This is a genomic window from Mesorhizobium sp. Root552 (assembly GCF_001427285.1).
Classification (GTDB): Bacteria; Pseudomonadota; Alphaproteobacteria; order Rhizobiales; family Rhizobiaceae; genus Mesorhizobium.
Window position 1 is genome coordinate 21,573 of sequence record NZ_LMFV01000025.1, and the last position, 12,213, is coordinate 33,785.

Consider the following 12,213-nt stretch of genomic DNA (forward strand, 5'->3'; position numbering starts at 1 on the left):
ATGGCAAAGACGATCCTCGACATCATCAAGGAAGTCGCCCCGGTCATCGGCATCGACGTTCCGACCGTCGTCATGGCGGGGCAGGAGCGTGAGCAGATCGAACTGAAGGCGCTCGCCAATGAAATGGCGTCGAGGATCGCCAAGGCCTACGACTGGCAGACGCTGGCAGCGATTGCGAGTTATCCCGGCGACGGGGTGACCGAAGATTTCAACCTGCCGGAAGATTATGACCGCATGCCGGTCAAGGCCAAGGTCTGGTCAACGTCGATCAACCGACCGCTGACACCGATCACCGACCGTGACCAATGGCTGGGCATGGAGGTTCAAGCCTTCGATATGTTGTTTGGGGCGTGGATCATCTACGGCGATCAGATCCACATCAAAACGGCTGTACCGTCAGGCGTGACGGCAAAGCACTGGTATCAGTCAAATCTGGTCGTGAAGCCCGAGAGCGGCGACAACAAGGATGCGTTCGAAGCCGACAGCGACACGTTCAGGCTGAATGCCCAACTGCTCAAACTTGGCATGATCTGGCAGTGGAAGGCCAACAAGGGCCTTGCCTATGGCGAAGACATGGCGAGCTACGAAGACCTGAAGGAGAAGCTCATCAGCGCCGACAAGGGTTCGCGGATGCTGACCATTGGCCGGCAGCGTGTCCCCTATGACGTGGATATCGCCTATCCGGTGGCGGTGGTGCCATGAGGCGGGGCTTTCGCCGTGTTCCCGTAGCAGCCAAGGCGCAGCAGAAGGGGGAGACGATCACCTTTCCCGCGCCTATCCGGGGCAAGGTTTCGAATGAGAACCTTGCGTCGGCTCAGCCGCTCGGGGCGAAGGTTCTGGTCAACGCCTTCCCGACACAGACCGGGCTGAGGGTGCGCGGCGGCTCGCGCAAGACAGCCACGCTGGACGGGCCGGTCCTTTCGATGTTCACCTATGTGTCCGGGTCAGCGGCCAAGCACTTCGCGGCATCCCAGGCCAAGGTCTATGACGTTTCGTCGGTGGCTGATCCTTCCGTGGTTCCTCCTGCCGATATCTCCGGGCAGTCGGCGGGCTACTATTCCGCAGTGCAGTTCTCGACCGTGGGGGGCGAATTCCTCTACCTCGCCAACGGTTCGGACAAGCTCCAGCTTTACAACGGCACGTCATGGCAGGCCATCGACGGCGCTTCGTCCCCTTCCATCACCGGTGTAACCACTTCGACGCTCAGCCATGTGTGGGCTTACCGGAACCGGCTGTTCTTCATCCAGTCCGGGTCGATGTATGCGTGGTGCCTGCCGGTCAATTCGCTTGGTGGTGCCGCGACACAGATCAGCCTGGCAGGCGTGTTCCAGAATGGCGGCTCCCTGTTGACGGGCGGAACATGGTCGATGGATGCCGGCGACGGTATCGATGACCGCTGCGTCTTCATTTCCAATCAGGGTGAGGTTGCCGTTTACGAAGGTGCCGACCCGGGCGACCCGAACGACTGGCGCTTGCAAGGCCGTTACGACATCACGCCCGTTCTTGGGAAAAGAGCGCTGATGCCGGTTGGTGGCGATCTGCTCATCCTGACCGAAGACGGCATCGTGCCGATATCGCAGGTGGTTTCGAAAGACCCTGCCGCGCTCTCGCTTGCTGCGGTAAGCCGCAACATTGAGCCGGATTGGCGGCGTGAGGTGATGGCGCGCGGCGGCAAGCCGTGGGAGTTCATCAAGTTCCCTCGCTACAACATGGGCATCGTGTCGCTGCCGGTCACCACCACCGCTCCCGCCATGTGCTTCGTGGTCAATCTCGAAACCGGTGCATGGGCCGATTACACCGGATGGGACACCAACTGCCTCGTCCTGCACAATAAGTGGGCCTACTTCGGCACCTCTGACGGCAAGGTCATGCAGGCCGAAATCGGAGGAAACGACGACGGCCAAATCTACACCGTGCAGATCGCCGCACAGTTCGATCACCTGAAGTCGCCCGGGCAGACCAAGACCGTTCGCATGGCCCGTGAAACATGGCTGGCCAGCCGGGATTTCAATTCGCGCGTGTCCGTCTCGGTCAACTACCAGACGGTATTCCCTGCGGCTCCCAATTCCGCCCCGGATGGCGGAGCGCTCAGCCTGTGGGACGTTGGCAAGTGGGATCAGGCCAAGTGGGATGCCGCCTTGGCAAACCGGACGGCAAGGGTTCAGTGGCGCTCCATAGGGCGCACCGGATATGCGGTGTCCTGGCAAATTCAGGTCACTTGCGGCGTGACCGCAACGCCTGATGCCGAACTGGTGTCCATCGATCTGCTCTACGACCGTGGCGGCATCGTCACCTGATGGAAATCCTATGGGGCAGCACGCGCGAGCCCGGATTGAATGCCGCGCTCGGGGAGTGGGTGAGGATCAGGATCGGCCTTCCGCGCCCGTTCGTGTCGTTCACGTCGCTTGGCGTGTTTGCGGACGGCGAATTGCTCGGTGCCGCTGTCTTCCACAACTACGAGCCGGAATCGGGCGTCATTGAGGTTTCCGGAGCGTCGAGTTCGGCAAGGTGGCTCCCGCGCCGCGTCCTGCTCGAACTGTTCTCGTATGTGTTCAACCAGTTGGGATGCCAGTTGGCCGTGTTCCGCGTCTCGGAAAAGAACACCCGGCTCCATCGCATCATGCGGGCCTACGGGTTCGATGAATACCGCATTCCTCGCCTCGCTGGCCGGAATGAAGACCAAATCCTTTTCACGCTGACTGATGACGCATGGCGAGCCAACGGCTTCCACCATGAACACCGCAAGGGAATAGACGATGGGAAAATCAGCACCCAAGCCGCCTGATCCGAAGGAAACTTCGGCGGCGTCCACATCAACCAATGTCGGCACGGCGGTCGCCAATGCGTTCATGGGCAACGTCAACCAGGTCACGCCTGACGGCACCCTGAACTACAACCAGACCGGCACGTACAAGTGGAACGACCCGTACACCGGCAAAAGCTACGATATCCCGACCTTCACTGCCACGCAGACGCTTTCCGAAGCGCAGCAGCAGATGAAGAACCAGACCGATCAGGCGCAGATCAACCTTGCGACCCTCGCCAAGGATCAGTCGGGCAGGTTGAACGATATCCTGGCGAAGCCGTTCGACCCGAACAGCGTCGATGCCCCATCGCTGACAACGGATTTCTCGGCAGACCGGCAGAAGGTCGAAGACGCCTTGATGGCCCGGCTCCAGCCGAAAATGGATCAGGATCGCACGCGGCTGGAAACGCAGCTTGCCAACTCCGGTATCCAGATGGGTTCCGACGCCTACTCGCGGGCGATGAACGACAACAACAGCGCTGTGAACGATGCGCGGCTTGGGGCGATCCTCAGCGCCGGGCAGGAGCAGTCCCGCCTGACGCAGTTGAACAACTCCACCCGCGCACAGGCCATGCAGGAGGCTTTCGCCGGTCGCAACCAGCCGATCAACGAGATAACGGCCCTCATGTCCGGTTCGCAGGTGTCGAACCCGAATTTCGTCAATGCCAACATGCCGAGTATCCCGACAACGGACGTGGCGGGCCTGATTAACGAGAACTACAACCAGAAGCTTGCCGCCTACCAGCAGAAGGCCGGCGCGGCGCAGAACGTGCTTGGCGGTCTGTTCGGCTTGGGCGGTTCGATGATCATGGCATCAGACCGCAGGCTGAAGACCGACATCAAGAAGGTTGGCAAGACTGAGGATGGGCAGAACCTCTATTCCTATCGGTACAAGGCCGGGGGCCCGATGCAGATCGGCCTTATGGCGCAAGAGGTGAAGAAAAAGCATCCTGAAGCCATCGTTCCCATGAAGTCGGGACACATGGCCGTTGATTATAGCAAGGCGCTTCCCATGGGCAGCGTCTTCGGTATGGGGAAAGCTGCCTGATGCGCTCTTTCCTGATCACGCCGGGAAAGACCCCGAAGGTAGATCCCGAGAAAGCTGCGCTGGCCATGAACATGCCGACCGATCTCGGTTCGGGCATGCAGGCGGTTGCGGATGCGATAGCCTATCGACAGAGGCAGTTCCCCAAGGCACCCGGGGGAGCGCCTGTAAAACTCGGCTCGCTATTCGGCATGGGCCGTGGAGGGGTTTACTGATGCGCTCTTTCATCTTCGGAGAAGGCCAGGAGGCCAAGACGCCGGCACAGTTGGCCCGCATGCGGGAACTGGCTGATGCAATGGTGGCCGCGAACAGACGTGCGCCTCAGAATGTTGGCGAAGGTCTGCAATCGATCGGTAACGCCATTCTCTACCGTAGCCTTATGGGCAAGATCGGTGCGGGGGAAAAGGCAGGCCAGAACCATGCATCCGCCGCGATGAACAACATTGCCGGGGCACTCGCTGGACAGAAGGCCTTTCCGAATGCGCCGGGCGCGTCCACGTCATCAACCGCGGTTCCGCGCGTCACCAAGCGGGATGACCCGAACCTTCCCAGCCGGCTTGACTTCGCGCGCTCGGATGCAAGTTCGCTCCCGTCGTCATTCCTCGCCGCTACCGACCGGACAGAAGGCGGCGGCGATTACGACACGCTGTTTGGTCATTCCCAGCGTGAGGGGAAGGCCTTCGCCGGCACGCGCGTATCTGGCATGTCAATCAAGGATGCGCTGGCCTTTGCCGACCCGAACGGACCATACGCGCAGAGCGTCAAGGGCCAGATCGGTCGCGTGGCAACCCCGATGGGACGGCACCAGATCGTAGGCAAAACGCTGCGCAACGCCGTCGATGAAATGGGCCTTGATCTGAACATGCCGTTCAACAAGGACACGCAGGACGCCATTGCCTCGCATCTCGCGAAGAACCGTCTCGCGGGCCAGAGCACGATGGAGGGCAAAGTCGCAGCCCTGAGGTCGGAATGGGAGGGCTTCAAGAACGTCCCCTATTCCGAAATGGTTCAGATCGTGAACGACTTCCAGAACGGCGGGAGTGCGTCACCTGCCGTTGCTGCCATCGAGCGTCAAGCGCCGGTTCAGGTTGCTTCGCTCGACCCATCTGCCGGTGTGGCCGAAGCCATGCGCCCGATGCCGGAGGAATATGCCAAATCAGGCATGACGCCCGAAACGTGGGCGAAGATGAACGCACCGAATGGATCTGTCCCCACACCGGCAGCACCAGCACCTCAAGCGCCTGTCTCGGCACCGGTCGCCCCGCCGCAGGGCGGCAATCAGCAGATCGCACAGGCCATGTTGCAGCAACAGTCCCAGCCGCAAGGCCAGGACCTGTCGCAAATCCCTGCAATGGCAGGTGGCACCGGTGGAGCTATCCAGTACGGGCCGCAGGGCGGGCCTTCATTGCAGATGCTTATGGAAACGGCCAATGATCCGTTCCTGAACGATAGTCAGCGCGGCATCGTGGATGCCTTGATGCAGCAGCAGATGCAGAACGCCGATCCGCTGCGCCAGATGCAGATCAAGAAGCTTCAGCGCGAAATCGATGCGCCGACCAAGGATTGGCAGAAGCTGGACGACAACACGCTGTACAGCCCGTCAACGGGCGAAACGAAGGTCGTCAACAAGCCAGCATCAACCGGCCAGTTCAGGTTCGAAGGCAAGTCGGTCGAAGCTCAGGCGCTGAACGGCCTGATGGACAGTGGGAAACTGACGCCCGACCAAGCCCAGCAATTGGCAGCCGGCAAGACGATTTCGAACCCTGCAGATGGGTCGATCATGTTCATGACGCCGGATGGCATCTTCCAGCAACCGGGTCCAGCCCCGGCGGCACCGCAGGATGCGCCAGCGCCGCCTCCCGCACCGTCCGCGCCACCGCAGGGCACTCAGCCAGCGCGACCGGGCATGATCCCGATCACCGGGCCGAAGCCAGAAAAGCCCATGAACAAGGAACAGACCGACGCGGCGACCTTTGCGGATCGCATGACCGATGCGTTGAAGGATATGGATGCCGTTCCTGAAGCCGGCGCGAGTGTGTGGGGACAGGCGATAACGGACAACGATTACGTTCCCGACGTGGCCGAAGGCTTCCTGACAAGTGAGCCGTTCAAGAAGTTCGCCCAGGCCCGTCGCAACTTCATCAATGCTGTGCTTCGTCGCGAGTCTGGTGCGATAATTTCGCCCTCCGAGTTCGCGGACGCCAACAAGCAGTATTTCCCGATGCCGGGCGATACCCCTGAGGTGCTGGACCAGAAGCGCAAGAACCGGCAGACCGTTCTTGACGGCATGATCCGCGCGGCTGGGCCGGCTTATCAGGGCGCAACCACAGAAAACGATCCATTGGGAATTCGCTGATGGCCTCTCTCGCAGAAATCCGCGCGAAATATCCGCAGTACGAGGATATGGACGACAAGGCGTTTGCCGATGCGTTCTACCAGAAGTTCTATTCGGATATTCCGCGCGCGGAGTTCGACGCTAAGTTGGGGATCACCAACTTCAAGGTGGACGCTGCCACTAACCAGCCTGCCGGCGTACCGCAATACCAGCCTCCCGGCGTGGAGGGTTACGATCCGCAGAGCGGAGAGGTTACCAGGCAGCACAAGGAAACCGCGCTCGATGGCCCCGCAGCCTTCGCACTCGGTGGCGTGGATGGTGTTCCGGTTGCCGGCCCGGCCCTCACCGCCATCACGAAGGGCGCTGCGTCAATCATTCCAGCGGCTACGACCGATGCGACCTTTGGCGAGGTCTATGACGACATGGGCCGGATGGCCGAAGACGTTGAGAGGAAGCATCCGATAGCCTCCACCGCTGGCCGTGTGACGGGTGCTGTTGCCGGGACGCTGCCGCTTATCCGTTTCGCCCCGGCAGCATTCGGTGTTGGTGCCGGTCCGCTGGGTATTCGCATGGCAGCGAGCGGCCTTAGCGGCGCTGGGCTTGGCGGGGCAGATAGCGCCGTTCGCTCAGGCGGTGATGCGGAAGCTACGGCGTATGGGGCATTTCAAGGAGGAGCGGCGGGTGTCGCCGGACCAGTTATCGCGCCCCTGATTGGCCAAGGCGTCAAGTCCGTTGCCGACAACCTTCAGCTTGGCAGCGTGGCGCGCAGCATCGGAGCCGACAAGGTTGCCACGAAGTTCCTTGCCAAGGCCTTCGGTGAGGATGCGCTTGACGCCAGCGCCCATGCGGAACTTCAGAAACTCGGACCAGACGGCATGCTGATGGACCTTGGCCCGAACATGAAGAACCTTGGGGCGGGCCTGTTCTCGTTGCCGGGCGAAGCCAAGCAGGTCATCAAGAGCGCGGTTCAAGCCCGCGACGAGGCTTCCAACTGGCGCATTCGGTCCACCCTCAACGATGAACTTGGCGTGACGCCTGTGCCATCCAAGGTGGAAGCACGCATCGAGCGGAACCAGCAGCGCCTGGGGCCGCAGTACCGCGAGTCGTTCCGTGGTGCCCCGCCCGCCAAGATCGGCGGGATTGCTCGCTATCTGGACAAAGAGGGACAGGTCCTACGCGGCGACGCACAGCGTGCCGTTCAGAAGGCCCGTTCGATGCTGAACAAAACCGGCACCGAACAGCTTGAAACTGATCCCAACGTGCTGCTGCAAACGCGCATGGCCATTGACGACATGATCGAGGCGGCAAAGGGAAGCAATGAACGGAATGCGTTGCAGACAACGCGCCAGGCTATCGATGACGCCCTGACGGACGCTGCTCCATTGGTGAAAGAGGCAGACGCGAACTATGCGGAACTCGCTCGCCAGAAAACAGCCTTGCAGCGTGGGCAGACCGTTTTGGGGGATGGGCGCGAAGCCCCTCGCCCCATTGAGCTTGCCGAAGAATTCAAGCAGGGGGCCTTGCCGCAGGGCAAGCAGATAGGCCCATCCGCCGTGCCACTCCGCCTGCGTCAAGGTGCCCGTGCAGAAATCGAGCGCATCGTAGGCACGAAGGCCAATGATCGCGTTGCCTTGAAGAATATCATCAAAGGCGAAGGCGACTGGAACCGCGCACGCCTCTCGACGCTGTTTGGCAAGGAGAAGGCGGGGAAGATCATCGATCTGCTGGACCGTGAAAACCTCTTTAAGGAAACATCGGACCACGTAACCCGCAACTCCGAATCCGGCGCTCGCATCAGCGCTCAGCGGATGCTCACTGGTGAGCCGGGGGGCTTTGGCGCACGTGAGGCCTTCATGGCAGGTGGTCCGGGCGGCGCGGTGCGCGCGGCAGGCATAAAGGGGCTTGATAACATCGTTGAGGCGCTGCGAGCCGTCAAAAGCGATGCTTCGCGAGGCCATATCGGTCGGGTGCTGACACAGGGTGACGGTCAGATCATCGACGCGCTTATGAAGGCAAACCGGGGATCGGGGCTATCGGCTTCAAAGGTCGATAACATCGCGCGAGCGCTGTTGCTCTCGTCCGCGACCAATCGCTGAGCGGTCAATCTTGTTGGCGACCAGGAAGGCGGCACACATCAGCACCATTCCGCACACAAGCCCAGCTGTAAACTGTGGCCCAACCCATCTGGCAAACCAACCCGCACCCTGATGGATGCCGGCCAGGACGGCGACGGTGATCAGGGCGGCTATGATCTGAAGAACGGTGTTGCGGCTCATGATGGCGGATCGCCTAACCTCGAAAGAGGATTATCACTAGCACAACAGCGCAGATTATCAAAAGCCTGCGGTTCCACTTCTGGTGCTGCTCCTGAATCTTCAACAGCGAAATGGTGTTGAGCAAGGCATGGGCGGCGTCCTGCCTGCCATGAACAATCAACCTGTCCCGCGTCTGATCGTCTAGATTGTAGATCCTTTCGTTTCCGTCGTCGTGGTAGCCAAGTTCGCCGTGCAGATTGCCACGCGCTACAACGTCATTCGCGCGGTTCTCGCTAAGCTTACCCTCAAGCATCTTGGCTGACTTGAGAGCCAAATAGATCGCTTCGTCTGTCGTAGCCATCTGCAACCAACCTCCCCAACCCGAACCAACAATAGACCGCCTGTCAGCGGTTTTCCATGGAGCATGCCCATGCCTAGAGACGGCAACGGTGTCTATTCGAAGCCTGCGGGCATTGACGCATCGCCTGACACCACTATCGAGTCTGCCGACTGGAATGCCTTCACGGCAGACATGGAGCAGGACGCCAACACGGCTCGACCTATTGTGGCGGGCGGCACTGGTGCCAATACGGCTGTTGGGGCTTCTGACAAGCTCTCGACGCAGGGCTCAAACATCGCCAGCGCGACAACGACCAACCTGGCGCTGGCAACCGGCGTTGCCGTCACGATCACCGGCACAACGACGATCACCGGCTTTGGGACGGTGGCGGCGGGCGCTCGTCGCCTTCTGACATTCGCAGGTGCCTTGACCCTCACTCACAACGCTTCAAGCCTCATCCTGCCGGGCGGCGCGAACATCACCACCGCCGCAGGAGACGCCGCGGAACTGCTTTCTCTCGGATCGGGCAACTGGCGGGTGGTGAGGTATACGAAGGCAGACGGGACCCCGATTGTCCCAATATCGGATATCTCAGGGAATATAGCTGGCAGCATTCACGCGGCGGCGTCCAAGACGACGCCTGTTGATGCTGATGAACTCGGCTTGGTGGACAGCGCAGCATCGAACGGCCTGAAAAGGCTCTCGTGGTTAAATGCCGTCAACACGCTCAAGGCCACGCTCAAGACCTACTTCGATACGCTCTATTACATCGTAGGCGGCACCGATGTTGCTGTTGCAGATGGTGGAACGGGCAGATCGTCGCACACTGCCTATGCAGTCCTCTGCGGCGGTACGACAACCACGGCGGCTCAACAGTCGATTGCAAGTGTAGGCTCCTCGGGACAGGTGCTTACCTCGAACGGCGCGGGCGCGCTGCCGACATTCCAAAGCATCTCGGTTGACTATGGCGCAGGCAATGCCGCGCTCGGGCAGGGTGATGTAGGTACCTATGCGATCGCACAGATCGGCTCGGGTTCCGTGAGTACAGGCAACACCACAGCCGGGAGCAATCTGAAGCTGGTTTATATCGCTTCGGCTGGTGGCGTCACGGCTGCCGCTCTGGCTCTCAGCGGCACATGGCGAAGCGTTGGCAATACCGCTGCATCTCCCAATACCACGCTTTTCCTGAGGGTTTCATAATGATCGAGTTCCGCAACCCGACCTATAACGGCGTTGGCACCATCGACGTTGAAATCAACCATCCTCAACTCGGCTGGATACCGTTCACGGCCTCCCCTGATGACATCACCGAATACGGCCCCGCCATCTATGCGCAGGCCATTCAGGGCGAGGTAGCGGCTTACGTCCCGCCTGAACCAGTAATCCCCGACCGGGTAACGGCCCGTCAGTTCAAGCTCCAGCTTCTTGCGGCTGGCTTGCTGGATTCTGTCGAAGGCTGGATCGCCACGCAATCGCAGGCCGTCCAGATCGCCTACGCCAATTCCGGCACCTTTGTTCGCACCGAACCCATGATGGCCGCAGGATTCGCCGCGCTCGGCTTCACGCCTGAGCAGGTGGATGCGTTCTTCACGGCTGCGGCTGAGATTTAGCCGAACGCGCCAGGCAGCCGACGCGCTAGCGGATGTGGGATCAATAGCGCGCCGGCCTTTGCAGCCTCTCTGGAAAGCCACGCGGCAACCTAGCCACCCTGACAATTCCTGACAACAACGAGGAACAAACCATGCTCGTCCGCAACTGGCGGGCCGTGCTGCGCTATGCGTGGACGGTGCGCCTGGCGATCGTCATCGCCCTTTTGAACGCATTGGCAATCACCGTCTCGATTATCACCGGGGCGCTGGTGATGCCGCCGATCTGGCTTGCCGTCCTCAACGGCGTTCTCGGTTTCGCCGTGGCTATGGCTCGGCTTGTCGACCAGGCATTGGGAGGCCGCGACGATGCTGAATAAGCGCCTCACACCCTCCAAGCGCGCCAAGGCGGCGATTGCTGCCGTTGTTGCGGCCTCAACCTCCATCGGCGGCCTCTGGTATGTCGTGCGGCCCGGTGAGCCGCCCATACCTGATGATGTGGTGCTGGCATCGGAATATCTGGTCAAGCCGTGGGAAGGCGAGGAACTGCGCGCCTATCTCGACGTGATTGCCAAGCCGCCGGTCTGGACCATCTGCAACGGCGACACCGAGAACGTGCGCAAGGGCATGGTCGAGACGCCGGAGGGTTGCAAGAAGCGCCTGCGGAAGCGGCTCACCAAGGATTTCCGGCCGGCGCTGGTCAAGTGCATCGACGGCTTCGGCGTCAAGCCGCTGTCGTGGCGGGCGATGATGCTGTCGCTCTCCTACAATGTTGGCATCGGGGCGGGCTGCAAGTCCACCGCGGCGAAGCTGGGGCGGCTCGACCAGTATTATTCCAGTTGCGTTGCCGCCACGGCGTTCAACAAGGCCGGCGGCAAGATGATCGTTGGCCTCGCAAACCGCCGCGAGATGGGTGATGCGACCCGGATCGGCGAAGGAGAGCTTTGCGTGTCGGGGGTCCAATGAAAACCGCGCTCATCGCCGTTGCTGGTGGCCTGTTCACCGTGGCTGCCTTGGCTGCACTGTTCTGGTGGTGGTTGGCGATATGAATCGCATTGCAACACTATCGGGGAGTTGTGCCCGTTATCCCCAAAAGCCCGATCTTCACACCGATACTGGGCTAGCGGACTTGCATTGGGAGTCCGTTTCCTGTCAGCTTTTTGAGAACAAAGCATGATTTGAGTTCCCGGAAACGGGAATGCTCCGGTCCCTACCCGGAGTGGAGAGGGGAGAGGTCCTTTCGCTTGGACGCCGAAGTACCTCCCCCTCTCGCGTCCATGGAGCGCGTAGGGCGCTCCAAGCACAAGGAACCCATTAACATGGGACAGATTGTAACTGTCAACTTTCGTGGCGATCAACTTTACGGCTTTGAGAACGACGACGGCGTGTTCGTTGCCCTGAAGCCTATCGTTGAAAGCATCGGCATGAACTGGTCGGGCCAGGAGCAGCGCGTCAAGCGCGACCCGATTCTGTCGGAAGGTATATGTGTCATGCATACACCTTTCGGTCCTGGCGGTGGCCAAGATTGCCTTTGCCTGAAGATGGAACTGGTCAACGGCTGGCTTTTCACCATCGACTCGTCCCGGATCAAGGACGATGCGGTGCGTGAGAAGGTCATCCTCTACCAGCGGGAATGCTACGGTGTGCTTTTCAAGCACTTCTACAAGGGTGCCAAGCACACCGCCGAGCCTCTTGTCCTCGAAGATCATGAGGAAACGGCCAACCCGGACGGGATGAAGGTGCGCCTTGTCACAGAATGTCGTCAGACGTTCGGAGCCAAGGCATCGGGCCAACTTTGGTTCCAGCTTGGCTTGCCAACGGTCCCGGCCATGATTGAGCAGAGCCG

13 protein-coding genes are annotated in these 12,213 nt (G+C 60.6%); 12 read left to right on the forward strand and 1 reads right to left on the reverse strand.

Annotated features, from left to right (window positions below):
- Genes ASD50_RS12880 through ASD50_RS12910 form a run of 7 tightly spaced genes read left to right on the forward strand, consistent with a single transcriptional unit; the run spans nucleotide 1 to nucleotide 8,282 of the window.
- A complete protein-coding gene (locus tag ASD50_RS12880) occupies nucleotides 1-702 on the forward strand; it encodes a hypothetical protein (RefSeq protein WP_056241773.1) in 702 nt (233 codons plus the stop codon).
- Complete coding sequence (locus ASD50_RS12885) at nucleotides 699-2,297, forward strand: hypothetical protein (protein WP_056241775.1); 1,599 nt, start codon at nucleotides 699-701, stop codon at nucleotides 2,295-2,297. Before ASD50_RS12880 ends, ASD50_RS12885 begins: the two co-directional genes overlap by 4 nt.
- Nucleotides 2,297-2,785 carry a GNAT family N-acetyltransferase gene (locus ASD50_RS12890; RefSeq protein ID WP_056241778.1) on the forward strand — a complete coding sequence of 163 codons (489 nt, stop codon included), beginning with the start codon at nucleotides 2,297-2,299 and terminating at the stop codon, nucleotides 2,783-2,785. Before ASD50_RS12885 ends, ASD50_RS12890 begins: the two co-directional genes overlap by 1 nt.
- Entirely contained in the window at nucleotides 2,757-3,854 is a 1,098-nt protein-coding gene (locus ASD50_RS12895) for a tail fiber domain-containing protein (protein ID WP_056241783.1), read from the forward strand. Before ASD50_RS12890 ends, ASD50_RS12895 begins: the two co-directional genes overlap by 29 nt.
- The gene (locus ASD50_RS12900) at nucleotides 3,854-4,066 is read left to right on the forward strand and encodes a hypothetical protein (protein WP_056241785.1); all 213 of its coding nucleotides are present in this window, start codon (nucleotides 3,854-3,856) and stop codon (nucleotides 4,064-4,066) included. Before ASD50_RS12895 ends, ASD50_RS12900 begins: the two co-directional genes overlap by 1 nt.
- Nucleotides 4,066-6,207, forward strand: coding sequence for a hypothetical protein (locus tag ASD50_RS12905; protein ID WP_056241788.1), 2,142 nt, complete (start codon nucleotides 4,066-4,068; stop codon nucleotides 6,205-6,207). Before ASD50_RS12900 ends, ASD50_RS12905 begins: the two co-directional genes overlap by 1 nt.
- A complete protein-coding gene (locus ASD50_RS12910; RefSeq protein WP_056241799.1) occupies nucleotides 6,207-8,282 on the forward strand; it encodes a hypothetical protein in 2,076 nt (691 codons plus the stop codon). The genes ASD50_RS12905 and ASD50_RS12910 overlap by 1 nt, the downstream gene beginning before the upstream one ends.
- A 193-nt stretch (nucleotides 8,283-8,475) precedes the next feature.
- Here the strand turns inward: ASD50_RS12910 and ASD50_RS12915 are convergent, their stop codons facing one another.
- Nucleotides 8,476-8,802: a hypothetical protein gene (locus ASD50_RS12915; RefSeq protein ID WP_056241802.1), complete on the reverse strand. Its 327-nt coding sequence runs from the start codon at nucleotides 8,800-8,802 to the stop codon at nucleotides 8,476-8,478.
- A 69-nt stretch (nucleotides 8,803-8,871) separates the two neighbouring features.
- On the opposite strand from ASD50_RS12915, the gene ASD50_RS12920 reads away from it, so the two are divergent.
- The 5 genes from ASD50_RS12920 to ASD50_RS12935 form a co-directional block, all read left to right on the forward strand.
- On the forward strand, nucleotides 8,872-9,981 hold the full coding sequence (locus ASD50_RS12920; RefSeq protein ID WP_056241805.1) for a hypothetical protein: 1,110 nt from the start codon (nucleotides 8,872-8,874) through the stop codon (nucleotides 9,979-9,981).
- Complete coding sequence (locus tag ASD50_RS12925) at nucleotides 9,981-10,391, forward strand: hypothetical protein (protein WP_244484511.1); 411 nt, start codon at nucleotides 9,981-9,983, stop codon at nucleotides 10,389-10,391. The genes ASD50_RS12920 and ASD50_RS12925 overlap by 1 nt, the downstream gene beginning before the upstream one ends.
- A gap of 131 nt (nucleotides 10,392-10,522) precedes the next feature.
- Entirely contained in the window at nucleotides 10,523-10,747 is a 225-nt protein-coding gene (locus ASD50_RS23110) for a hypothetical protein (protein WP_156465077.1), read from the forward strand.
- The gene (locus ASD50_RS12930) at nucleotides 10,737-11,333 is read left to right on the forward strand and encodes a lysozyme (RefSeq protein ID WP_056241812.1); all 597 of its coding nucleotides are present in this window, start codon (nucleotides 10,737-10,739) and stop codon (nucleotides 11,331-11,333) included. Before ASD50_RS23110 ends, ASD50_RS12930 begins: the two co-directional genes overlap by 11 nt.
- 353 nt (nucleotides 11,334-11,686) lie before the next feature.
- A partial coding sequence (locus ASD50_RS12935) for a phage antirepressor N-terminal domain-containing protein (RefSeq protein WP_056241814.1) occupies nucleotides 11,687-12,213 on the forward strand: 527 nt, incomplete at its 3' end.